Annotated in this window: 19 protein-coding genes and 1 tRNA gene; 13 read left to right on the top strand and 7 right to left on the bottom strand. The window is 73.5% G+C overall.

Going from position 1 to position 22,282, the window contains the following annotated elements:
* Window positions 1-41: 41 nt before the first annotated feature.
* Both AOM05_RS02250 and AOM05_RS02245 read left to right on the top strand, forming a co-directional pair.
* On the top strand, window positions 42-1,055 hold the full coding sequence (locus tag AOM05_RS02250; RefSeq protein ID WP_062519078.1) for an acyltransferase family protein: 1,014 nt from the start codon (window positions 42-44) through the stop codon (window positions 1,053-1,055).
* A 2-nt stretch (window positions 1,056-1,057) separates the two neighbouring features.
* The gene (locus AOM05_RS02245) at window positions 1,058-2,161 is read left to right on the top strand and encodes a hypothetical protein (RefSeq protein WP_062519076.1); all 1,104 of its coding nucleotides are present in this window, start codon (window positions 1,058-1,060) and stop codon (window positions 2,159-2,161) included.
* Between the two features lie 7 nt (window positions 2,162-2,168).
* On the opposite strand, the gene AOM05_RS02240 is transcribed toward AOM05_RS02245, so the two are convergent.
* Complete coding sequence (locus tag AOM05_RS02240) at window positions 2,169-3,296, bottom strand: winged helix DNA-binding domain-containing protein (protein WP_062519074.1); 1,128 nt, start codon at window positions 3,294-3,296, stop codon at window positions 2,169-2,171.
* Between the two features lie 73 nt (window positions 3,297-3,369).
* Between AOM05_RS02240 and AOM05_RS02235 the strand changes: the two genes are divergently transcribed.
* The gene (locus tag AOM05_RS02235; protein WP_062519072.1) at window positions 3,370-4,395 is read left to right on the top strand and encodes a DUF2332 domain-containing protein; all 1,026 of its coding nucleotides are present in this window, start codon (window positions 3,370-3,372) and stop codon (window positions 4,393-4,395) included.
* Window positions 4,396-4,398: 3 nt separating this feature from the next.
* Complete coding sequence (locus AOM05_RS02230) at window positions 4,399-6,249, top strand: bifunctional copper resistance protein CopD/cytochrome c oxidase assembly protein (RefSeq protein WP_062519071.1); 1,851 nt, start codon at window positions 4,399-4,401, stop codon at window positions 6,247-6,249.
* Between the two features lie 19 nt (window positions 6,250-6,268).
* On the opposite strand, the gene AOM05_RS02225 is transcribed toward AOM05_RS02230, so the two are convergent.
* Window positions 6,269-7,651 (bottom strand): UTP--glucose-1-phosphate uridylyltransferase, encoded by a 1,383-nt coding sequence (locus AOM05_RS02225; RefSeq protein WP_062519069.1) that lies wholly within the window; start codon window positions 7,649-7,651, stop codon window positions 6,269-6,271.
* Between the two features lie 636 nt (window positions 7,652-8,287).
* On the opposite strand from AOM05_RS02225, the gene AOM05_RS02220 reads away from it, so the two are divergent.
* The 4 genes from AOM05_RS02220 to AOM05_RS02205 all read left to right on the top strand — a co-directional run bounded on the left by AOM05_RS02220 (window position 8,288) and on the right by AOM05_RS02205 (window position 12,300).
* Complete coding sequence (locus AOM05_RS02220) at window positions 8,288-8,848, top strand: DUF4190 domain-containing protein (RefSeq protein WP_062519067.1); 561 nt, start codon at window positions 8,288-8,290, stop codon at window positions 8,846-8,848.
* 379 nt (window positions 8,849-9,227) lie between these two features.
* A complete protein-coding gene (locus AOM05_RS02215; RefSeq protein WP_062519065.1) occupies window positions 9,228-11,231 on the top strand; it encodes a putative bifunctional diguanylate cyclase/phosphodiesterase in 2,004 nt (667 codons plus the stop codon).
* Window positions 11,228-11,800: a DUF5317 domain-containing protein gene (locus AOM05_RS02210; RefSeq protein ID WP_228373180.1), complete on the top strand. Its 573-nt coding sequence runs from the start codon at window positions 11,228-11,230 to the stop codon at window positions 11,798-11,800. Before AOM05_RS02215 ends, AOM05_RS02210 begins: the two co-directional genes overlap by 4 nt.
* A gap of 95 nt (window positions 11,801-11,895) precedes the next feature.
* Window positions 11,896-12,300, top strand: coding sequence for a DUF7144 family membrane protein (locus AOM05_RS02205; protein ID WP_062519062.1), 405 nt, complete (start codon window positions 11,896-11,898; stop codon window positions 12,298-12,300).
* A 164-nt stretch (window positions 12,301-12,464) separates the two neighbouring features.
* On the opposite strand, the gene AOM05_RS02200 is transcribed toward AOM05_RS02205, so the two are convergent.
* From AOM05_RS02200 to AOM05_RS02190, 3 genes are all read right to left on the bottom strand, one after another.
* A tRNA-Gly gene (locus AOM05_RS02200) sits at window positions 12,465-12,535 on the bottom strand.
* Window positions 12,536-12,568: 33 nt separating this feature from the next.
* Complete coding sequence (locus AOM05_RS02195) at window positions 12,569-15,103, bottom strand: alkaline phosphatase family protein (protein ID WP_082097188.1); 2,535 nt, start codon at window positions 15,101-15,103, stop codon at window positions 12,569-12,571.
* A gap of 4 nt (window positions 15,104-15,107) precedes the next feature.
* A complete protein-coding gene (locus AOM05_RS02190) occupies window positions 15,108-16,022 on the bottom strand; it encodes an aldose epimerase family protein (protein ID WP_062519058.1) in 915 nt (304 codons plus the stop codon).
* Between the two features lie 68 nt (window positions 16,023-16,090).
* On the opposite strand from AOM05_RS02190, the gene AOM05_RS02185 reads away from it, so the two are divergent.
* The 4 genes from AOM05_RS02185 (at window position 16,091) to AOM05_RS02170 (ending at window position 18,484) form a co-directional block, all read left to right on the top strand.
* The gene (locus tag AOM05_RS02185; RefSeq protein WP_062519056.1) at window positions 16,091-16,546 is read left to right on the top strand and encodes a hypothetical protein; all 456 of its coding nucleotides are present in this window, start codon (window positions 16,091-16,093) and stop codon (window positions 16,544-16,546) included.
* 208 nt (window positions 16,547-16,754) lie between these two features.
* On the top strand, window positions 16,755-16,982 hold the full coding sequence (locus tag AOM05_RS02180; protein ID WP_062290096.1) for a DUF6458 family protein: 228 nt from the start codon (window positions 16,755-16,757) through the stop codon (window positions 16,980-16,982).
* 101 nt (window positions 16,983-17,083) lie between these two features.
* Window positions 17,084-17,929, top strand: coding sequence for a MerR family transcriptional regulator (locus AOM05_RS02175; RefSeq protein WP_062519053.1), 846 nt, complete (start codon window positions 17,084-17,086; stop codon window positions 17,927-17,929).
* A 102-nt stretch (window positions 17,930-18,031) separates the two neighbouring features.
* Entirely contained in the window at window positions 18,032-18,484 is a 453-nt protein-coding gene (locus tag AOM05_RS02170) for a VOC family protein (RefSeq protein ID WP_062519051.1), read from the top strand.
* Between the two features lie 4 nt (window positions 18,485-18,488).
* On the opposite strand, the gene AOM05_RS02165 is transcribed toward AOM05_RS02170, so the two are convergent.
* On the bottom strand, window positions 18,489-18,920 hold the full coding sequence (locus tag AOM05_RS02165; protein ID WP_062519049.1) for a hypothetical protein: 432 nt from the start codon (window positions 18,918-18,920) through the stop codon (window positions 18,489-18,491).
* Between the two features lie 103 nt (window positions 18,921-19,023).
* Window positions 19,024-20,364, bottom strand: coding sequence for an MFS transporter (locus tag AOM05_RS02160; protein ID WP_062519047.1), 1,341 nt, complete (start codon window positions 20,362-20,364; stop codon window positions 19,024-19,026).
* Between the two features lie 254 nt (window positions 20,365-20,618).
* Between AOM05_RS02160 and AOM05_RS02155 the strand changes: the two genes are divergently transcribed.
* Window positions 20,619-22,232: an ABC-F family ATP-binding cassette domain-containing protein gene (locus AOM05_RS02155; protein ID WP_062519045.1), complete on the top strand. Its 1,614-nt coding sequence runs from the start codon at window positions 20,619-20,621 to the stop codon at window positions 22,230-22,232.
* Window positions 22,233-22,282 lie beyond the last annotated feature (50 nt).

The following is a 22,282-nucleotide window of genomic DNA, read 5'->3' as shown; positions in this document are numbered from 1 at the left end:
CTCCCCGGGGTGTGCGGGGCCCGTTTGCTAGCGTGCCAAGCGTGACCGCTGTCGCCCGATCCGTCGCCGCGCCGTCAGCGGAGCGCGCGCCCCGGTCGGCCGGACCCGATCAGCTGAAGGCGTTGCTCCTGCTGTCGGTGGTGTTCGGGCACGCCTACATGGTGCCGCTGGGCGAGGACGTCACGCGCTTCCTCCTCTACAGCGTGCACATGCCGCTGTTCCTGTTCCTGTCCGGATACCTGCTGCGCGCGGAGAGCCTGCGGCGCCGCTCGTTCGCGAGCCTCATGGGCCACTACTGGTGGCGGATGCTGCTCGCATGGCTCGCGGTCTCCGTGCTGTGGCGCCTGGTCGAGCAGCCCGACCGCGGGTGGGCGTGGGGGTCGCTGCTCACGGACCTGGTCCTCGAGCCGGTGTTCCACCTCTGGTACATCCCCGTGCTCATGCTCGCGATCGTGATCGCGTGGGTCGCAGTCCGCTCGCCCTGGCCGGGCATGGTGCTGGGCCAGGTGGCGGTGGGCGCGTACGTGGGCACCCTCGTGGCGTCCGCGATGTTCGAGGACCTGCCGTTCGACGAGCGCTTCACCCTGTTCTTCTGCTACTTCGCGTTCGGCGTGATGGTGCGCAACGGCTGGGCGCGCGTGCTGCCGCCGTGGTGGGCGCTCGGCGCCGTGGTGGCGGGTCTCGCGATGCGGCTCGCGGTGTTCTCCGGGATGTCCGCGCTCAACCAGCCGTCGCGGCTGGTGCTCGCGCTGGGCGCCCTGTCGCTGGTCCCCGTGGTGCTGCGGTGGCTCGAGCGGCCCCTGCCCGTGATCGGGCCGTCGCTGGTGAGGATCGGTGTGTTCTCGCTGTGGGTGTACCTGCTGCACCCGTTCCTGGTGTTCGGATCGCTGGCCCCGGATGCGCTGGACCCGCGCAACCCGTGGACCTCGCTCGCGGTGAGCGTCGCGGTGCTCGCCGCGGCCGCGCTGCTCACGTGGGCGTGGGAGCGGCTCATGGCGCTCGTGGGTCGTCGGGCGCCCCGCTCGGCGCCCGCACGCGCCGACTATGCTCGGTGACCATGCCGAACGATGCCGCCGCACCCGTGACCGCCCCGATCCCCGAGGGCGCCGCCCTGTTCCACATCGGTGCGCCCAAGACCGGCACGAGCGCGCTGCAGTTCGCCCTCGCGAGCCGCCGCGACACCCTCGCCGGCCTGGGCCTCGTCTACCCGACCCCGGCGAGCATCTCGACCAACCCGCACAAGCACCGTCACGCCGTGCAGTCGCTGCTCGCGTTCGGCAACGGCAAGAAGCCCAAGGCCGCGGCGTGGGACGCGCTGCTGCGCCAGCGGGCCGACCTTCCTCAGGCGCGCACGCTGATCTCCGAGGAGGGGGCGATGCTCGCCTCCCCCAAGGCGATCGCGCACGCCAAGGAGACGCTCGGCGAGGGCGCCCAGGTGGTCCTCACCACCCGCTCGGTCGCGTCCTTCATGGTGTCGCTGTGGCAGCAGAACGTGCGCAACGGCCTGGTCCGCGCCCCGCTCGGCGCGTGGCTCGAGTCCCGCTTCGCGCTCGCGGGCGACCCCACGGCGCCGCGCCTGTGGCTGCACGCGAACGCGCTGCGCCCGTGGGCGGAGGCGTTCGGCGCGGAGAACGTCACCGTGGTGGTGGTGGACTCCTCGGCTCCCGAGCGGTTGTTCCAGAGCTTCTCCGGCCTGCTCGACCTGAGCGTCGAGGACATGGTGGGCGACGAGATCGGCAAGGACCAGGGCGCGGCCAACCGCGGCTTCACCACGCTCGAGATCGAGTTCGCGCGCCTGCTCGGAGAGGCCGCGCACGCCGCCGGACTCACCCGAGAGGACCACACCCGCCTGCTCCACCGCGGCGCCTTCCTGCAGGTGCAGGGCCACCGCACGCCCGGCCCGGACGAGGGCAAGCCCGCCATCCCCGCCGAGTGGACCGACCGCGTCGCGGACGTCGCGAACGCCCAGTGGGAGGTGTTCGAGGAGCTCGGCGTGACGCTCGTGGGCGAGCGCGCCGAGTTCGTGCGCCCCACCCGGCCGCAGCCGGAGGTCGCCGTCGACTCGGTGCCGCTCGACCTCGCCGTCGACACCGTCCTCGGGATCCTGCGTCAGGCCAGCCGCGAGGTCGCGGAGAACAACCCCTCGCCGTTCGCGCGCTGAGGCGCCGCTACGCCCACGCGACCCGCAGGTCGCGGCCCAGGTACGCGGCGTACGGCGCGAGCGCTGACTCGCAGCGCGCGCGGTCGCGGGGCGACAGGCCCGTGAGGTCGTGCGCCTCGACGCGCACCTGCGCGGCGGTGAGGGTGCGCCTCCACGTGCCCACCACCAACCCGTCGCGCACGAACGTCGAGCGGAACACCCCGTTCCCGCCCGGCACCACCGCCGTCTCGCGCTCGCGCGGGAGCTGCGCCGTCCGGTCGGCGTAGCCCAGCACCAGCTCGTCGAAGCCGGGCAGCGCGAGCACGGCCCGCTCCGCCGGCGCGCCCGCCTCGAGCACGTCCGGCGACGCGAGCATCGGGCCCGCCTCCGTCTCGACGGTCGCGACGGCGTCCCCCGCCGCGGCGATCCCGGCGCGGCAGTCGCGCAGCGGCAGCCCCGTCCACCGGGCGAGGTCCGCCACCGCGACCGGGCCGTGCGAGCGCACGTAGCGGCGCGCGAGCGACGCCAGCGCCTCCTCGCGCGAGGGCCGGTGCGGTTCCGGCGCCGCCTCGTCCAGGCGCGCGAACACCTGCTCCTTGCCTTCCTGCGCGACCATGCACACCGCGCCCGCCTGGGCCGCGTCCACGATCACGTGGTAGCCGCGCTGCCCGTCCGTGGGGATCCCCGCGCCGGCCAGCGCGTCCAGGCACGCGCTCCTGGTGAGGCGGCGGCCGCGGAGCGCCTCGAGCAGCACCTCCGCGCCGCGCTCCACCGTCGCGTCGTCCAGCCCCAGCTGCGCGCGCCGCGCCGCCGCGGCCGCGCGCGGACGCGGGCTCATCAGCGCCGTCATCCACGCGGCGTCGCGGGGCGGGACCAGGTGGATGGTGCCCCGCATGGGCCACGTGCGGATCGCCTCGCCGCGCGCGAGCGCCGCCCGGACGTCCTCCTCGGTGGCGCCGGGCAGGCGCACGCCGAGCGACCACAGCGCCGAGGCGGCGTCCTGGGCCTGCATGGCCCCCAGGTGACCCACCACCCGGGCGACGGCGCCGGCGTCGCCCGCCGCCGCATCGTCCCCCTGCCGTCCCCGTGCGCCGGTGAGCAGCAGCGCGCGCAGGCGCAGGCGCCGCACGTCGGTCGCGGTGAGGGGGCCTGCCATGCCGCCACGCTACCCGCGGTGGTAGCGTCGAGTTCGGTCAAGGAACGGTCAACCGATCATCAAGGAGCCCGCCATGGAGCGATGGCTCGCGGGGGAGGACCTGCCGCTCGCGCAGGTCGCTGACTCGGTGCGCGCGTGGGTGCCGTTCGCCGCGGACTCCCCGCTGTACACGCTGTTCGCCACCCGCATCGCGGAGGATCAGGAGCTGCTGCGGGTGCTCGCGCGCATCCCTTCCTCGCCGCCCATCAACATCCTGTTCGCCGCCGTGCAGAGGCTTCTCACCAGGGACGATGCGCTGGCCGCCTGGTATCCCCGGCTCGCCGGGGCGGCGCGTCCCGCGGACGCCGCCGCGTACGAGGCGTTCCGGGGATTCGTGCTCGAGCGCGAGGCCGACGTGCTCGCGTTCGGGTCGCGGCGCACCCAGACCAACGAGGTCCGCCGCTGCGCCGTGCTCATGCCCGTGATCGCGGCGGCGCTCGCGGAGCGCGGCTGGGACGGGCCGGTGCACGCGATCGACATGGGCGCCTCCGCGGGGCTGGGGCTCCTCATGGACGGCGTCGCGTACCAATACGGCGGGACCGTCCTCGGGGACGCGCCGCTCACGCTCGAGTGCGAGAACCGCGGCGGACTGCCGCTCCCCGCCGCCCCGCCGGTGTTCGCGACGCGCACGGGGCTCGACCTCGCCCCGGTGGACGCGACGGACCCGGAGCAGGCCGCGTGGCTCGAGGCGCTCGTGTGGCCGGAGCAGACGGACCGCCTCGAGCGGCTGCGCGCCGCGATCGCGCTGCGGCGAACGGCCGGCATCTCGATGGTCGCGGGCGACGCCGCCGCGACGCTGCCCGCGGTCGCGGACGTGCTCCCGCCCGGACCGATCGTGGTGTGGCACTCGATCGCGCTCTACCAGCTGCCCGACGAGGCCCTGGCGGCGGTGGACGATGCGGTGGTCGCCGTCGCGGCGCGCCGCCCCCTGGTGCGGGTCGCCTTCGAGCCGCAGCCGGGCGGCGGCGCGGACCTGCGGGTGGGCCTGCGGCCGCGCGAGGTCGCGCCGGTCGCGATCGCGCACACGCACGGGGCGTGGATCGACCGGCCCTACCCTTGAGCCATGCAAGTCGAGGCCCTGGTGACGGTGTTCGCGGCCGTGCGGGACCTCTCGATCGCGGCGACCGCGGGCGCGCTGCTCGTGATCGTGGCGGTGCTGCCCGCCGGCCATGCGGCGGTCGCGCGCGCGTCGCTGATCGCTCGCGTCGGGTCGATCGGGTGGGTGCTGGGCGCGTTCGGCCACTCGCTGGCCACGTACGCGAGCATCCGGGGCGCGCTGCCTGACGCCTCCCGGTTCGTCGAGGAGTGGTGGAGCTACTCGACCTCGGTGGACCTGCTGGTCGCCTACCTCCAGGTGCTGGGCGCGGGCCTCGTGGCCTCGGTGCTGTGCACGCTGGTGCGCACGCCCGCGTTCGCGGCGTGGTCGCTGGTGCCCGTCGCGTGGGCGCTGGGCTGGCTCGCGGAGACCGGCCACGCCGCCGGCGCCGCCGACCACCACCTCGCCATCTCGGCGATGTTCCTCCACCTCGCCGGCGCCACCGTGTGGACCGGCGTGATCGGCGTGATGTTGCTGCTGCGCCGGCAGCTCGGGGACGCGACCAAGGACGCCGTGCGGCGCGCCTCGCGCCTCGCCATCTGGGCCGCGGCCGCGGTGGTGGTGTCCGGCGCGGTCAGCGGCTGGATCCGGCTGTCGACCCCCGCCGAGCTGGTCTCCACCGCCTACGGGCGGCTGCTGCTGCTGAAGATCGGGCTCATGTCGGTCGCGGTCGCGCTCGCGATGCTGCACCGCCGGGTGTCGCTGCCGCGGCTGAGCGAGGCTCAGGCGCGCGAGCGGTTCTGGCGGCTCATGCTGGTCGACGTGGGCGCGCTGGTCGCGGTCATGGGCGTCGCCTCGGTGCTCGCGTCCACGGCGCCTCCTATCCCGATCGTGCCCGTCGAGGAGCCCAGCCCCGCGTACTTCCTCACCGGCTACGAGCTCCCGCCCGCCCCGTCCCTCGCGACGTGGGTGGGGCTGTGGCGGCTCGAGATCATCACCGCGTTCGTGCTCGCCGCTCTCGCGATCACGTACGTGCGGTGGGTGGTGCGCCTGCACCGCCGTGGCGACGCGTGGCCCTGGTACCGCACCGCATCGTTCCTCACCGGGATCGCGCTGCTGGTGTGGATCACGCAGGGCGGACCCACCATCTACGGGATGGTGACCTTCAGCGGCCACATGCTCGAGCACATGCTGCTGGTGATGGTGGTCCCCGTGCCGCTGACGTTCGGCGCGCCGGTCACGCTCGCGCTGCGCGCGCTCGCGCCGCGCCGCGACGGCTCCATGGGGCCGCGCGAGTGGATCCGCACGGTGGTCGAGTCCCGGTGGATGCGCTTCTGGGCGCATCCCATCGTGGCCGCGGTGAGCTTCGCGGGCTTCCTGGTGGTGTTCTACTACTCGCCGCTGTTCGAGCTCGCGCTGCGCAACCACGTGGGCCACCTGTGGATGATCCTGCACTTCACGGTGGTCGGGTACCTGTTCGTCAACGCGCTGGTCGGGATCGACCCGGGACCCACGCGGCCCGGCTACCCCCTGCGGATCGTGCTGCTGTTCGCCACCATGGCGTTCCACGCGTTCTTCGGTGTCGCGATCATGATGTCGACCGTGCTGATCGCCCCCACCTGGTTCGGGCTCATGGGCCGCACCTGGGGGCCCGACGCGATCACCGACCAGCAGTACGGCGGGCAGATCGCGTGGGGGATCGGCGAGTTCCCCGTGGTGCTGCTCGCCATCGGGATCATCGCGGCGTGGCGCCGCGCGGACACGCGGGAGAGCCGCCGCCTCGACCGGAAGGCCGAGCGCGACGACGACGCGGAGCTGCGCGCCTACAACGCGATGCTCGCGCGCACCGCGCAGGAGGACGCGCAGCAGGAGCGCTGACGCGCGCCAGGCTCCCGGCTCAGCCCTCGAGCACGGTCCCGTCGGGGATGACCTCCGCCTTGCCGGTGTCCTCGAGGGTCACCACGCCGCGGACCACCACGCCGGCCCCGAAGGTCCAGTCGCCGCGCACGGTGAGCGAGGTCGCCTCGCGCAGCGACGGCGCCCCGTGGGGGAAGCGCGCCTCGAACTTCGACATCGTCTTGTAGTGCTTCGAGTCGAGGTCCACCAGCGGGGCCGTCTCGAGCGCGAGGCGCAGCGCGCCGTCCGCCTCGAGCGTGTACGCGTCGGAACGCAGCAGCAGCAGGTCGTTGGTGGTCTTCACCGGCAGGAACCGGTCGCGTCCCACCACGATCGACGTGGCGCCCTCGAACACCTCGATCGCGGCGCCCATGGCGGTCTCGATCTGGAACACCTCGGGCGACGTCGAGTCCGTCGGGTCGACGTTCTTGACGTTGCGGATGAGCGGCAGGCCCAGCACCGCGCCGCGCTCCTTGAGCGCCGCGAACAGCTTCTCCAGGTCGAACCACAGGTTGTTGGTGTGGAAGAACGGGTGGTGGTGCTCGTCCGTGAAGTAGTGCATCTCCTCGGGCGCCGTCTGCGCGGTGTCGCGCAGGATCAGCCTGCCGTCGGCCTTGCGGATCGCGAGGTGGCCGCCCTTGCGGTCGGCCGCGGTGCGGCGGCACAGCTCGGCGGCGTACGGCGCGCCCGACGCGGCGAACCAGCCCGCGATGGTGGGGCTCGGCACCGCGCCGAGGTTGTCCGAGTTGCCGGTGGAGGCGTAGCGGAAGCCCTCGTCGAGCAGCCGCTCGAGGATCCCCGAGCCCAGCAGCGCCGTGTAGATGTCGCCGTGGCCGGGCGGGCACCACTCGAGGGTGGGGTCCGCGGGCCACTCGGCGGGCATGAGCCCGTCGACCAGGAGCTTCGGCTCGGCGTTCTGGAGGAAGTCCAGGGGCAGCCCGGCGACCGCGAGGTCGGGGTACGGCGCGAGCGCCTCGAGCGAGTCGTCCTGGGTGCGGAAGCTGTTCATCAGCACCAGCGGGAGGCGCGCGCCCGTGGCCTCGCGGGCCTGGCGCACCTGGCCCACGATCAGGTCGAGGAAGGACTTCCCGTCGCGCACGGGCAGCAGCGACTTCGCGCGGTCCATGCCCATCGAGGTGCCCAGGCCGCCGTTGAGGCGGATGATGGCGGTCCTCGCGAACGCGTCGCGCGCGGCGTCCGCGTCGATCGCGACGCCCTCGAGGAACGGCGGGTCCAGCAGCGGCTCGATCGTGTCCTCGCGGATGAGGCCGGTGGCGCCGGCCTCCAGCTCCCCGAAGTAGTGGGAGAAGACGTCGATGGCGGTCTGGTCGACCCCTGCGGCGGCCATCTTGGCCTGGGCGGCGATGAGTCCAGGTGCGGTCATGCCCCCGAGCCTAGGGGGTCCGCGCGGGCGCGGGCCAGGCCCAGGTCCCGGCTCCGACACCCGCAGGGGCATGACGCTGTTTCCACAGATTTCCTCCACAGGTGTGGGTAAAACCGCGCGGCTCCGCACGGGACATGTGGATGACCATGTGGGCGCGCGGTGGACGAGTGAGAGAAGCGCCCTACGTCTTGCGCGCGCCCCGCGACGCGAGTAGAAACGCCTCTAGCGAGAAGGTGGTGTGCGTGCCATCGGGGGGCGCTGAGAGCGTTCTCCGAGGTTCGTCGGACCCGCCGCGAAGCCGGACACGGCACGGGACGGGGGCGATGGCCGGCGCGTGCGCGCCTGATCGGACTCCTCGGACAACGGCGGTCCGCGTCTGCGGCCTCTTGCGAGGCGGGCGGACCTGTGGGTGACGGCACAGGGCACGACGGGCCCGGGGGGTCGGCCGAGAGGTCGTCGCCGCGTCAGGGCGCCGCCCACCGTGGTCTCTCGAGCTACAGCAAGGCCCCCCGGACCCGAATTCCGGGGGGCCTTCGCTGTGCCCGGCGGAGGGACGATGCGACACGCGGCTTCGCGCACGGACGTCGCCTCGCGCGTGGGAGACTTGGCCGGATCCACGGCGCTCGGGAGGACGCGATGGTCGACACGGTCGAGGCGCAGGCGCGCGAGGACGTCGAGCCCACGGGCGGCGACGGCCTCGGGATCGCGGCCTTCGTCACCGGCGCCCTGGGGCTCGGACCGGTCGCGATCGTGCTGGGGGCGCTGGGCCTGTCACGCTGGCGCCGAGGCGAGGCCACCCACCGCAGCTGGCCGTTCGCCGGGCTGGTGCTCGGGATCGTCGGCACCCTGGGCTGGGCGGTGATCGGGGTGATCGCGGCGACGTCGGGCGCCTCCGCGGCCGAGCGCGACCTCCACGCCCAGGCGGACGCGGTGACGCTCGGCAACGCCGTGGTCGCCTGGTACGCCGAGAACCCGGGCGCGGCCGAGGTCGAGGTCGCCGTGGACGGGACGTCCTACCTGGTCGGCGAGGACGCGATCGAGATGACCCTCCCCGCGGACGCGGAGCCGTCCGTCGCCGTCGACGGCGTCACCGCCTACGACTGGTGCCTCACGCTCGGCTACGCCGGTGGCGAGTCGGATGCGGTGGCCTACGGCGCGACGCAGGGGCTGCTCGATGCGTGCCCGGAACAGGGCTGATCGTTGTGACAGTGCTAATAGACGCTGGTGCGGCGACGATTGTTGCGCAAGAATGTGGCTCGGCTGGGTCCTCCAGCCGGAAACCAGGCAGGACGATGTCATTCCCCGGGCTCATCCCTTCAGCGAGCCCGAGGGTCACGGTGGGGCGTCGCCTCTCCGACGACGGAGTCCTCGAGCAGAGGGAGTACAGCATGAACAAGTGGAACGCCTTCAAGAACAACACCGTCGTCCGCGTCTCGGCGAGCGCCGGCACCCTTGTGGCGGTGGCGGTGATCGCTGGCGCTGGATTCAAGTGGGCGTGAGCCCAGCCACGCATGAGGGCGGTGCGGGGGGACGACTCCCCGCACCGCCTTCGCGCATTGCCGCCTACGTAGCGGCGGTGTGCGCGGTCGGCCTGGTCGCGATCGTCTTCCTCGCCGTCGGCGGCCACTGGCCCACCCTGCTCGCGTCGGTGCCGCTCGGCCCCACGATCTTCCTGGCGGTCGCCGCCATCGCGGGCGAGGTCAAGCCCGTCCGGCTCCTGGGCGAGGACGGGGAGGAGCGCACCCTCTCGACCTCCGCGCCGTTCGTGCTCGCGCTCATCCCGATCGCCGGGATCGGCATCGCCGTCGCGGTCCAGCTGGTCGCGAGCCTCGCCGACGACCTGCTCCACCGCCGCGCCCTGCGCAAGTCGCTGTTCAACACCGCGCAGTACACGCTGAGCGTGATGGCGGCGCGCGCCGTCTACTCGTGGATCCTCGGCGTCCCCTTCTTCGGCGGGCCCATGGAGGTCCACGCCGGCGACCTGCCCGCGCTCCTGCTCGCGGGCGTCGCGATGATCCTCGTGAACTGGTTCCTGGTCGCGGGCGTCATCTCGCTCTCGACAGGCATGACCGTCTGGACGGTCTTCCGCGCCGACGTCAAGGACCTGCTGCTCACCAACGTGGTCCTCCTGAGCGTCGGCGGCATCGCCGCCGTGGTCGCCGACGACGGCGCCGGCGCGCTCGCCCTCCTCGCGGCGCCGGTGATCGCCTCGCACCTGTTCACCGCCGCGGCCGCACGTCACGCGCACGACGCGACCCACGACTCGCTGACCGGCCTGCGCAACCGCGGCCACCTGTACTACCAGCTCGAGCACGCGTTCGACTCGTCCGGACCCGTCCGGCTCGGAGGTCCCGGCCTGGTGCTGGTCGACCTCGACCACTTCAAGGACTTCAACGACACCCTCGGTCACCCCGTCGGCGACGAGATCCTGCGCCAGGTGGGCGCCCGTCTCCTCGAGATCGCACCCGAGGAGTCATCGGTCCACCGCCTCGGCGGCGACGAGTTCGCCGTGGTGGTGCGCGGCGACCTCGCCCAGACGCGCCAGGTCGCGCGTGACGTCCTCGCCGCGCTCGACGCCCCGGTCCACGTCGAGAGCCTCGAGCTGCTCGTGCGCGCGAGCGCCGGCGTCGCCGTCGCCCCGCTGCACGGCGACGACGGCGAGACGCTCATGAAGAACGCCGACATCGCGCTGTACCACGCCAAGCTCGAGCGCGACCGGATCAGCACGTTCTCCCAGGAGTTCGACATCAACACCGTCGAGCGGCTCCGCCTGCTCGCGGACCTGCGCACCGCCCTCGACACGGGCGAGCTGCACGTGGTCTACCAGCCCCAGTTCGACCTCACCGACGGCCGTGCCGTCGCCGTCGAGGCGCTGGTGCGCTGGCGCCACCCGGAGCGCGGCATGGTCCGCGCCGACGAGTTCATCCCGCTCGCGGAGAACTCGGGCCTGATCTTCCCCGTCACCGCGTTCGTGCTCGAGACCGCGCTCGCGCAGCTCGCGCGCTGGCACGCCTCTGGCCGGAACCTGCGCATGTCGGTCAACCTGTCCGCGCGCCACCTGTCCGACCAGGGCCTGCCGCAGCAGGTGGCAGCGGCGCTCACTCGCCACGGCGTCCCCGCATCGTCCCTGGTGCTCGAGGTCACCGAGACGGCGATCCTCTCCGACCCCGCGCGCGCGGACCTGGTGCTGCACGCGCTGCGCCGCCTGGGCGTCTCGATCGCGATCGACGACTACGGCACCGGCAACGCATCGCTCAGCTACCTGCGCCGGCTCGAGATCGACGAGCTCAAGATCGACCGGTCGTTCGTCAGCAACATCGGCGCCGACCACCACGACCTCATCATCGTGCGCTCGACCATCGCGCTCGCGCTCGCGCTCGACCTCCGCGTGGTCGCGGAGGGCATCGAGGACGCCGAGACGGTGACCGCGCTGCGCGGGCTGGGCCACGTGATCGGCCAGGGCTACCACCTGGGTCGGCCCGCCGAGGCCTCCGCGCTGGACCGCGTGCTCGGCACCGAGCAGGGGGTCGCGACCAAGGAGTCGAGCGACCCCACCACCGGCCCGATCAGGAGCGTGTGAGCGTGCTCGTCCTTGCCGCCTGCCTCATCGCGGTGCTGTCCCCGCTGCTGGCGCTGCGCTGGCCCGCCGGCCTGCTGCTGCGGCGGTGGCGGTGGGCGTGGCTCATCTGGGCCTCGCTCGCCCTGCAGATCGTCATCATCGACATCCATCTGCCGGGGATCCTGTCCGAGGTGCTCCACGTGGGCACCTACGTGGCCGCGCTCGCCTTCCTGTGGCTCAACCGCGAGGTGCGGGGCACGCTCGTGGTCGCCGCGGGTGCGCTCTCGAACGGCGTGACCATCGCGCTCAACGGCGGCGTGCTCCCGGCCAGCGCCGACGCGACGGCCGCCGCCGGCATCGACCCCGACCACGCGTTCGCCAACACCGCGGTGATCGAGGACCCCGTGCTGCCGTGGCTCGGCGACGTGTTCGCATGGCCCGACCCGCTGCCGCTGTCCAACACCTTCAGCATCGGCGACGTACTCATCGTCGTGGGCGTCGCGATCGTCGCCTGGTCCTCCTCGCGGCCGCTGCGCGGCGAGCGCGCGGCGACCGCCGCATCGTCCCCCGCGACGTCCGACGAGCGGTAGCCGTCCGCCCTGCGAGATCCCCGGCAGCGGTTCATACTGGCGATGTCAGCACGACCCGGACGGTGGGCCGCGCGGCACGTGTCCAGGGGGTTCAGATGTCGCACGCAGACATGCCGCACCGCAGCGAGACCGCGGTGGGGTTCGCCGCCTTCGCCGGCGTCATGATGATCATGGTCGGCGCGTTCGAGGCGACCACCGGGATGGTCGCGCTCTTCAACGACGAGTTCTTCGTGGTCGGCGAGGAATGGGTGTTCCAGTTCGACGTCACCACGTGGGGATGGATCCACCTGCTGCTCGGGATCGTGATCCTGCTGGCGGGGGTGTTCATCTTCCGCGGCGCCATCTGGGCGCGCACGCTCGGTGTGATCCTCGCCGTGATCAGCGCGATCGCGAACTTCATGTGGCTGCCGTACTACCCGGTGTGGTCGGTCATCATGATCGCGATCGCGGTGTTCGTGATCTGGGCGCTCACCGTCCGGGGACGCGACATCACCGCCTGAGCGCGGCCGCGGCGCCGGCGGGCGGTGTGCGCGCCGGCGCCGTCCGCTGGATTGATACGCCGCAGCAGATCGGGTGCCGTCCTCCTGCTCGATCAGATCAGCGGAGCTCGCCCGCGCGGCGTAGGAGCGACGAAGGCCCCTCCGGAGAGGGGCCTTCGTGAACGAGCGGGTGACGGGAATCGAACCCGCGCTATCAGCTTGGGAAGCTGAAGTTCTGCCATTGAACTACACCCGCGAACACCGCACGGCGGCGGCGCGTGCACCCATTCTAGGGGGTAGCCGCGGGCTCCTCGCCTCCGGCGCGCGGCGCACCGTCCAGCGGCGCACCGTCCCGCACCGCGCCCGCGACACCCCTCGCCCCGGGGAGCTCTCCGCGGTGGCCCAGGTCCTCGAGCCATCGCACCAGCTGCAGGTGCACCTGCTCGGCGCCGCGGAGGCGCCCGCCGTCCAGCAGCTCCGGATCCAGCTCCCACCCGGCGGGGTGCACCAGGAGCGGACGGGTCTGCCAGCCGCCCAGCCCGCCGTGGCAGCCCACCAGCTCCTCGAACGCGGCGACCTCGTCGAGGCCGGGCTCGTGCAGCGAGTTCACGTAGATGTCCGGCGCCTCGGGGAACGCGGCGACGCGCGCCATGTCCGCGGCCGCGTCCTCGCCGAACGCCGCGAGCGGGTCCTCGCCCTCGACCTCGCCGGTCGCGAGCCGACGCAGCCCGCGCGGCCCGATCGCGACGGCGCCCGACGCCGCGCGCACCACCAGGAACCCGATGCCCGGGTGCGTGGCGAGCGCCTCCACCAGCCCCGGATGCTGCGCCTCCAGGTCCGCGAGCGTGAGCGGCTCGGCGGAGTCGGTGAACCACACGCCGCCCAGGTTGCCCGACCCCACCACCGCGAGCGCCGGCCCCGCGCCCTCTCCCTGGCCGGGGGACGATGCGGCGGTCGCCTTCGCGTCCCGGCGGTCCATCGCGCGGCCCGCCGCGCGTCCGGAGACCGAGTCCTGCGCGGCGGCCTCCCGCACGAGCAGCCGTACGCGCCCCCACGCCTCCTGGTCCTCGGCGGCGTCGATCCCGCGCCCGCCGGTGTGGGCGGCCACCAGCTGCTCGAGGGTGGTGCCGTACCGGGTGAGGAACGTCGCGCCCTGGCTCTGGCCGTGGTCGGACAGGAGCACCATCCTGTACTGCCGCGGCGCGATGCCCGCCTCGATGACGCGCTCGAACGTCCGCAGGGTCGCGTCGAGGCCGTACAGGGACGCGAGCGACTCTGGACGCGTGACACCCGCGTGATGCGCGATCTCGTCGTAGTCCACGAAGTCGACGTAGATGGACCGCGCGCCGTCCATCATGGCCTCGATCACGAGCGCGACGTTGAGGTCGCGCAGCAGCACGTTGGTGATGCCGCGCAGGGCCACGTAGGAGCCGCCGCGGTGGACGCGCGGCTCGACGCCGCGCCACTCCTGGCGCCGCGCCTGCCATACCTCCTTGCCCATCTCCCCGATCGTGCGGGTGAACGCGCGCGCGAAGCCCGCCGGGTGTGTGAAGAACGCTGCATAGCTGCGGGAGGGGCCGAGCGAGCGGTCGCCGCCGCGCATGCCGCTCATGGTGAGGAACGACCGCTCCGCGTCGCCCGAGAACAGGTTCGAGATGGACACCCCGCCGTCCGCGAGGAGCCCGCGTCCGTCGCTCACGCGGGATTCGATCAACGCCGCGTCGTCGGGACGGTTCGCGACCACCATCCGGCTCAGCGCGCGGTCCCACCAGCGGAACGCGGGGATGCCCTGCGAGGAGCCGTGCAGGATCCCCGCCTGGCTCACGGGCGTGGTGGACGGCACGCGTGCGGTCCACTCGGTCCACGTGTGGGTGCCGCCGCGGATCCAGCGCGCGATGGTGGGCAGGTTGCCCGCGCGCAGCTCCTGCTCGAGGAGCGGCGCGGAGACGCCGTCGAGCTGGACGAACAGCACGCCGTCGAGCCCGTCGGGCTCGGGCCGTTCGCCCTTCATCGCCATGCGCGCGGCGTGGACCAGGAGGTAGTCGTGGCTGTTGACGGAGAACAGCCACGAGACCACCGTGAGCAGGACCGTGAGGATCCACGAGGCGAGCAGCACCCAGCCGGGCCCGGCGACGTCGATCCCTGGGGCGAGCCACAGCGCCACGCCCACCGTCACCGCGTTGGCGAACAGCGCCGTGGCGAGCGCGCCGGCCCACCCGAAGCGGCTCGCGATCCGCAGCCATGCCGGCTGCATCGCCCAGTTCACCAGCGCGGCGGCCACGGCGGCGAGCAGCGCAGCCACCCAGCCGTCGGCGGTCACGCCCGGTGCCAGCTCGATGGTCGCCCACACCACCAGCGCCTGCACCGCGAGCTCCGCGGCGCGCGCGAGCCGTGCGCGGAGCGTGGCGGGCTCCGCGCTCACCGCGTCCGCGAGGTCGCGCTCGCGCGACCCCTGGAACCATGCGGTCGCGCGCGTGCTCCATGCGAGCGCCAGGGTGACGCCCGCGCCGGTGACCACCAGGAGAGCCTCCGCGACCGCGCCGCCGTTCGCCGCATCGTGCGTCGCCTCGAGCACGCGGAAGCCGGCGAGCACCGTGAGCACCACCCGCGCCCCGTTCGACCCGCGCCACAGGCTGACCGCGACCGCGATGAGCGCGATGCCCGCGATCCCGACGGCGATGGTGGTGGCGCGGTCGATGCCGGGCGCCTCGCCGCCCACGGCGAGCAGCAGCGCGGCCAGTGCGGCGTCGAGGACGCCCCCGACCGCGGTGAGCAGCGCGAGCGCGACCACCGCTCCGGGGCGGGTTCCGCGCGTGCCGCTCACGGCGTCAGCGCTGCGCGGTCGCGGCGATGGCGAACCCCGCCTCGACGGTGGCGCCCGGGTCCAGCGTGACCAGGCCGGTGCCCCCGACGCCCTGCGCCTGCAGCGTGAACGCGTCGTTGGCGTGCGACACCGGCTCGAGCGCGAAGAAGTCCTTGCCCGGGGGGACGTACAGCACGGCGTGCGAGAGCAGGGGGTCCGCGGTCACATCGAGCGACAGCGCGCCGGGGTACTCGACGGTCGCGAGGACCTCGCCCGTCCGGCCGGTGAGGCAGTCGTCGACGAAGGTGTCGCCGATGGGCCGGCCGGCGGAGAAGTCCGCGTGCGCCGGGATCGCGCCGGCGGCCGCGACCGCCATCTGGTTCTCGAGCGCGTACGCCCGCGTGCAGTGCAGCGTGAGCACGCCCTCGCCCGAGCCCGCCACGCGCTTGAGCAGGAACGGGTGGTGGCCGAAGCCTGCGGGGAAGGGCTCCTCGTCGACGTTGTCGATCGCGTAGGTCCACTCGAAGCGGTCCCCGTCGAGCGCGTACGTGAAGCGGGCGACGAAGGCCCAGGGCCAGTTCACCCCGAAGAAGTCGCGCGAGTCGAACCGGAGCACGGCGCGCTCGCCGGTGTGCTCGACCACCTCCCACGGATACTCCCAGCCGGTGCCGTGGATGGCGGTGCCGTCGGGCCAGTTGGTGCGCAGCGCGTACGGCGCGCCGTCCCACAGGAGGCGGCCTTCCCGGATGCGGTTCGACCACGGCACCAGGGGGTAGGACGCGGTCTCGGACGCCACGGAGAGGTCCGCCGCCGAGGTCGGTCGCAGCACGTCGGCCCACTCGTTCCCGATCCGGACCTGACCGTATGCGACGGAGCCGCCCGTGGCGGGCACCAGCCCCACGCGCCAGTGCGGGTTCTCGAGCGTGATGATCTCCGGCATGGATCCATCATGACGGACCACGGCAGGGCGGGATGCCGGCGGACGTGCGGAGGCGCCACAATGGCGCCATGCCGCACCCGTCCGTGATCCGCCTCGCCGCCGCGACGGCGCTGGTGCTTCCCGCGCTCGCGGGCTGCGCCGGCGCGCCCGAGTACCCCGTGCTCGCGACCGCCGCGGTCGCGGAGCTGCCCACGGACTCCTTCGCGACGCGGTCGATCGACGTGACGCTCGAGTCCGTGTGGGACCAGCCGGTGGTGATCGCCGGCGGCACCGTCTTCACCCCCTACTTCGAGCGCCTCGACGCGGCGGGCCTCGACGTGGCCCTCCCCGCGGGCGGCGAGGTGACGGTCCGCCTTTCGCTCGGCGCGGCCACGTGCCCCGCCGGCGAGGGTCCCACCAGCGCGCAGCTGGTCATCGACATGGGCGACCAGGAGCTGCTCCAGTCCGTCATGCTGCGCGACCGCGAGCTGCGACCCCTCAACACGCGCGCATGCGAGGTCATCGGCGGGCTGGACGCCGACTGAAGCGCGGGCCCCAGCGCCTCTCCTATTCCCGTCTGTGAGAAATCGCGTCATCCCTGGTAATCGCCGCAAAGGGTGAGGCGAGCGCCCGGTCTCCCGCGCATCGTCCCTGGCAGACGTGCGTTGCACCTGGCGGCGGGATCGCGACAGACGCCCTCGGCCGGAGGTCCCGGTCCGACGGAACGGCCCGCCGGAGAGCAGGGAACGCATCATGGCACTCGGTACCGGCATCTTCCTCATCGTCGTCGGCGCGATCGCGGCCTTCGCGGTCGACGACGCGATCGACGGCGTCGACCTCGCGATGGTCGGCTACATCTGCATCGCGGCGGGCGTGATCGCCCTCATCGTGTCGCTGGTCGCGAACCGCCAGCGCTCGCACACCACGCACACCGAGGTGCGCGACGAGCACGTCGACCAGCAGCGCCGCGTCGAGGGCTGAGCGGACGGGACACCACGGCGGGCGACGCGTCCTGCCTCGCAGACGAGGTGTTCGGGCGCGTCGCTTGACCCTCCCATGAGGGGAGGGTCGATGCTGGCGGCATGCACTCGGGAGAGCTTCTCAGCATCGGCCAGCTGGCCGCGCTGAGCCGCCTGTCCGTCAAGGCGCTGCGGCACTACGACGACCAGGGCCTCCTCACCCCCGTGCGGGTCGACCCCGTCAGCTCGTACCGCTTCTACTCGCCCGATCAGATCCGCCGCGCGACCCTGATCGGCACCATGCGACGCATCGACGTGCCGCTCCCCGTGATCCGCGAGATCCTCGACGGACCTCACGCGGACGCGGCACCGGCGTTCGACGCGTGGTGGGTCGCGCAGGAGCGGCGGCACGAGCAGCGACGAGGGCTCGCCCGGTACATCGGCCATCAGCTGCATCACCAGGGAGAACCCGCCATGGACATCACCACCCGCACCGTGCCCGAGCGCACGCTCGCCGTCATCGCCCGCGAGGTCTACCAGCCCGAGCTGGATGACTTCGTCATGAGCGCCTTCGTCCGCCTGTTCGACTACGCCGCCGCCCATCCGGGACTGCGGCCGCTCGACACCACGTCCGAGCATCCGACCTACGCGATCTACCACGGCTCCGTCACCCCCGACCAGAGCGCCCTCGTCGAGGTGTGCGTGGTGGTCGCGGACGGGGCGCCGCCGGTGCCCGGCATCTCGATCCGGCTCGAGCCGGCCCACCAAGAGGCCTTCGCCACCCTGACCCGCGCGCAGAACGGGTTCCCCGCGATCCTCGAGGCCTACGACGCGGTCGCGAGCTGGGTGCTCGCGCACGGCGAGATGGTCGAGGACCTGCCGTCGCGCGAGGTCTACTTCACCGACGTGCTCGCGGCGGGGATGGACGACCCGGTCTGCGACGTCGCCTTCCCGTACGTGGCCCGCTGACGCCCCGGGGGACGATGCGGTGGTCGCCGCCGCGCGCATCGTCCCCGCGGGACATACGCTGGCCGGTGGCGCGACGGCCGCGCCGCGAGCCCGGGAGGAACCATGGCGACCGTCTCCACCTACCTCAACTTCGACGGCACGTGCGAGGAGGCCTTCGGCTTCTACCGCGAGGTGTTCGGCGGCGACTTCGCAGCCCCGCTGCAGCGCATCGGCGAGGTCCCGCAGCCGCCCGGCGTGCCCCCGCTGTCGGACGAGGAGGCCGACCGGGTCATGCACGTCGCGCTCGAGACCGTGGGCGGGCACCTGATCCACGGCACCGACATCGTGCCGTCGATGGGCCACGTGCTGGTCAACGGCAACGCGATCTCCATCAACCTCGAGCTCGACGACGAGGACGACCTGCGCGACATCTGGGGACGGCTGTCCGCCGGCGCGGACATCGAGATGGAGCCCACGCCCATGTTCTGGGGACAGCTGTTCGCGTCCTTCGAGGACCGCTACGGCATCCGCTGGATGATGGTCGCCCCGCTCACCGAGGGCACCGGGCTGGCCTGAGGCCCTACGACTCCTCGCTGAAGTGGTCCTCGATCGCGTCGAAGAACGCGTCGGCGAGGTCCTGGAAGGACTCCCGGTCGAGCCTGATCGGGTCACCCGCGTCCAGCTCGAGCACCGTGGTGTCCGCGTCGAGCCCGGCGCCCTCCGGCGGGTCGAAGCGCCCTCCGTTCCCGTTGAGCGACTCCACCACGGCGCGCATCTCCTGCAACGGCCCCGGCTCCTCGCCCTCGGCGTCGCGGCTGCGGTCGGCGAACATGCCCTCGAGCTGGCTCGCGACGGCGACGAAGTACTCGTCCTCGATGTCCTGGATCGCCGAGTCCATCGAGCCGTCGCCGGGCGCCTGGCTGCGCAGCAGGTCGAACGCCGCCACCTCCGCCTCGATGCGCCACCGGCACGAGTCGATGTAGTCGCCGCTGTACTCGGTCACGTGGTCCATCGGTCCACCTCCTGGGCCCAGTATGGCGGGCGGCGGTGGCGGTGGCACCGGTGAGTTCGCTGGGAGTCGCCGCGACGCGGTCGCGGGAGGGACGATGCGGGGGTCACCGCTGAGCGGAACGGTCCGCCAGCTGCTGGGCCAGGATGTCCTCGGCGGCCTCCGCGCGGCGCTCGCGCTCCTCCTCGACCGCGGTGGGGTAGCGCACGCGCACGAACGGCCGCGACAGCTGGTAGCTGAGCGTGAGGCGGGAGTCCCGGACCACCCATGCGGCCGCGCCCAGCGAGACCAGGATCGCGGTGATCGCGCCCACGCCGATCGCCCAGCGCGGCCCCCAGTGCTCGCCGATCCACCCGACCACGGGCGACCCGATGGGCGTGCCGCCCAGGAAGATCATCATGTACAGCGCCATCACCCGGCCGCGCATGAGCGGGGTGGTGGTGGTCTGCACCGCGGCGTTCGCGGACGTGATCATGGTGAGCGCCGTGAAGCCGACCGGGATGCAGCTGAGCGCGTACAGCCAGTAGGACGGCGCGATCGCCATGAGGCCCGCCGCGACCCCGAAGGCGAACGCCGCGCCCACCACGAGCCGCAGGCGCGGACGCTTGCGGCGGGCTGCCAGCAGCGCGCCCGTGAGCGAGCCGATCGCGGTGATCGAGCCGAGGATGCCGTACTCGCCCGGCCCCTTGCCGAACTCGGTGGCGGCCATCATGGCGCTCGTCAGCTGGAAGTTCAGTCCCAGCGCCGCGACGGTGCCCACCACCACGAGGATCACCACGATGTCGGGCCTGCGCCGGATGTAGCGGACCCCTTCGCGCACCTGGCCGCGGCCGCGCGGGGCGCGCTCCTGGTGGTGCAGCTCGCCCAGCCGCATGGCCATGAGCGCGGCGATGGTGGCGCCGAACGTCGCCGCGTTGATCAGGAACACCCAGCCGGTGCCGACCGCGGCGATGAGCAGCCCCGCGACCGCCGGCCCGATGAGCCGGGCGGCGTTGAAGGAGGCGCTGTTGAGCGCGACGGCGTTGGGCAGCGAGCCGGTGGGCACCAGGTCGGACACGAAGGTCTGCCGCGCGGGGCCGTCGATCGCGGACACCACGCCCAGGCCGAGAGCGAACGCGTACACGTGCCACAGCTCGACGTGGCCCAGCACCGTGAGGAGGCCCAGCCCCAGCCCCATCGCGCCCTGCCCCACCTGCGTCCAGATGAGCAGCTTGCGGTGGTCCACCCGGTCCGCGAGCACGCCCGCCCACGCGGACAGGAACAGGAACGGCGCGAACTGCAGCGCGGTGGTGATTCCCACGGCCACACCGGACTCCGGCGTCAGCACGGTGAGCACCAGCCAGTCCTGCGCGACCCGCTGCATCCAGGTCCCCACGTTGGACACGAGGGCGCCCGCGAACCACAGGCGATAGTTGAAGAAGCGCAGCGAGGCGAAGGTTTGTGACATGCCACCTGTTCAACCGGCTGACGCGGGCGGTTGTTCCGCGGCGTCGCGTCGGTACTGGCGCCTCCGCCACCCTACGCCCGCGCGCCCGCCCGGCCCGCGCAGCGTCCCTCGCTGGCGGCGGGACGATGCGCCGCGTACCCTGGCACGAGCGCGCCGCGAGGGCCGGCGTCGAGGAGGAACGTTGGAGCTGTAGGGACGCCGGACCACGAGTCTGGCCACGGTCACGCACCTTCCAGACCCCTGCGGAGCTCCCTATGCACGCCCTCTCCTTCTCTCACGTGTCCTTCGCGTGGCCCGACGGCCGCGCGCTGTTCACCGACCTCGACCTCACCCTGCCGCCTGGCCTCACGGCGCTGACCGGCCGCAACGGGATCGGCAAGTCGACGCTGATCCGGCTCGCCGTGGGCGAGCTCGGCCCCGCCGCGGGCGCTGTCACACGCCCGCCGACGTGGGCCTACGTGCCCCAGACGGTGACGCTGGCGCTCGGCGCGACAGTCGCGGACGCCCTCGGCGTCGCGTCCCGCGTGGACGCGCTGCGCGCCATCGAGGCCGGGTCCGTCGACCCCGCGTGCTTCGACGCGCTCACCGACGATTGGGGGGTCGAGGAGCGCGCCACCGCGATGCTCGACTCGCTCGGCCTGCCGGCGGACCTGGACCGCACCGTGGGCAGCCTCAGCGGCGGCGAGGCGGTGCTGCTCGCGATCGCCGGGGCGCTGCTCGACGGCCCCGACCTGCTCATCCTCGACGAGCCCACCAACAACCTCGACCGCGAGGCACGGGCGGCGCTCGCCGGACGGCTGGCCGCGCGCGACGGCGCCACCCTGGTGGTGAGCCACGACCGCGAGCTGCTCGCGCGGGTCGACCGGATCGTGGAGCTGCGCGAGCGCGACGACCGTACCGTCGAGGCCCGCTGGCACGGCGGCGCCCTCGAGGTGCTCGAGCGCGCGATCGCGGCCGAGAGGGACGCGCTCGCGCGCGACGTGTCCGCCGCGTCCTCGCAGGTGGCGCGCCAGTCCCGGGCGCTCGCGGCCCACGCCGACGCCGCGGGACGCAAGCGCCGCGCCGGCGAGAAGGCGCGCGCGGACCGGCGCGTGGTCGGGCTTGCCGCGGACGCCAAGCGGCACCAGGCGGAGCGCACCGACGCGCGCGTCCGCGGCATCCACGAGGAGCGGCTGAGCAGCGCCCGCGCGCGGCTCGCGGAGGCCCGCGCCGCCCTGCCCCGCGACCGGACCATCCGCGTGGACCTCCCCGGCACCGCCGTGCCCGAGCGGCGGCTGGTGCTCGAGGCGGCGGGGCTGGTCACGCGCACCGGCGCGACGCTCGACGCGCTGGTGCGCGGACCGGAGCGGATCCACGTCACCGGCCGCAACGGCGCGGGCAAGTCGACCCTGGTGTCGACGCTGCTGGGCGAGCTCCCCGCGGTCGCGGGCGGGGCGCGGCTGGCGGTGCCGGCGGGCGTGCTGCCGCAACGGCTGGTGGGGCTCGACGAGCCCGCCTCGGTGCTCGACAACGTCCGCGGCCGGGCGCCCGGCGCGGGCCCTCAGGAGGTGCGCGACCTGCTGGGGAGGTTCCGGTTCCGCGGCGCCTCCGCCGACGCTGCGGTCGCGACCCTGTCGGGCGGGGAGCGGTTCCGCGCGTTCCTCGCGTGCGTGCTCCTCGCGCGGCCCGAGCCGCAGCTCCTGGTCCTCGACGAGCCCACCAACAGCCTCGACCTCGACTCGCAGGCGCAGCTGATCGAGGCGCTCGCGGGCTACCGCGGCGCGCTGCTGGTGGTGAGCCATGACGCGGCGTTCGTCGACGCGATCGCCCCGACGCGCGCCTGGGAGGTGCGGCCCGGCGCCCCCGTCGCGGACACGCGGCTCGGGTAGCGGCCGCCGCCCCGCCGCGCGCGGGCGCGGTCGCGGTGGGACGATGCGGG

Source organism: Demequina silvatica (genome assembly GCF_000971215.1).
In the GTDB taxonomy this organism is placed as follows: Bacteria; Actinomycetota; Actinomycetes; order Actinomycetales; family Demequinaceae; genus Demequina; species Demequina silvatica.
This window is presented reverse-complemented; position numbering and strand designations above follow the sequence as displayed.

Excerpts from the sequence above, each read along its gene's own strand:
- AOM05_RS02190 (WP_062519058.1), bottom strand. The coding sequence starts at position 16,022 with ATGCCGGAGATCATCACGCTCGAGAACCCGCACTGGCGCGTGGGGCTG.
- AOM05_RS02235 (WP_062519072.1), top strand. The coding sequence starts at position 3,370 with ATGGAGCGATGGCTCGCGGGGGAGGACCTGCCGCTCGCGCAGGTCGCT.
- AOM05_RS02185 (WP_062519056.1), top strand. The coding sequence starts at position 16,091 with ATGCCGCACCCGTCCGTGATCCGCCTCGCCGCCGCGACGGCGCTGGTG.
- AOM05_RS02205 (WP_062519062.1), top strand. The coding sequence starts at position 11,896 with ATGTCGCACGCAGACATGCCGCACCGCAGCGAGACCGCGGTGGGGTTC.
- AOM05_RS02230 (WP_062519071.1), top strand. The coding sequence starts at position 4,399 with ATGCAAGTCGAGGCCCTGGTGACGGTGTTCGCGGCCGTGCGGGACCTC.
- AOM05_RS02220 (WP_062519067.1), top strand. The coding sequence starts at position 8,288 with ATGGTCGACACGGTCGAGGCGCAGGCGCGCGAGGACGTCGAGCCCACG.
- AOM05_RS02155 (WP_062519045.1), top strand. The coding sequence starts at position 20,619 with ATGCACGCCCTCTCCTTCTCTCACGTGTCCTTCGCGTGGCCCGACGGC.
- AOM05_RS02165 (WP_062519049.1), bottom strand. The coding sequence starts at position 18,920 with ATGGACCACGTGACCGAGTACAGCGGCGACTACATCGACTCGTGCCGG.
- AOM05_RS02170 (WP_062519051.1), top strand. The coding sequence starts at position 18,032 with ATGGCGACCGTCTCCACCTACCTCAACTTCGACGGCACGTGCGAGGAG.
- AOM05_RS02180 (WP_062290096.1), top strand. The coding sequence starts at position 16,755 with ATGGCACTCGGTACCGGCATCTTCCTCATCGTCGTCGGCGCGATCGCG.
- AOM05_RS02245 (WP_062519076.1), top strand. The coding sequence starts at position 1,058 with ATGCCGAACGATGCCGCCGCACCCGTGACCGCCCCGATCCCCGAGGGC.
- AOM05_RS02240 (WP_062519074.1), bottom strand. The coding sequence starts at position 3,296 with ATGGCAGGCCCCCTCACCGCGACCGACGTGCGGCGCCTGCGCCTGCGC.
- AOM05_RS02160 (WP_062519047.1), bottom strand. The coding sequence starts at position 20,364 with ATGTCACAAACCTTCGCCTCGCTGCGCTTCTTCAACTATCGCCTGTGG.
- AOM05_RS02225 (WP_062519069.1), bottom strand. The coding sequence starts at position 7,651 with ATGACCGCACCTGGACTCATCGCCGCCCAGGCCAAGATGGCCGCCGCA.
- AOM05_RS02175 (WP_062519053.1), top strand. The coding sequence starts at position 17,084 with ATGCACTCGGGAGAGCTTCTCAGCATCGGCCAGCTGGCCGCGCTGAGC.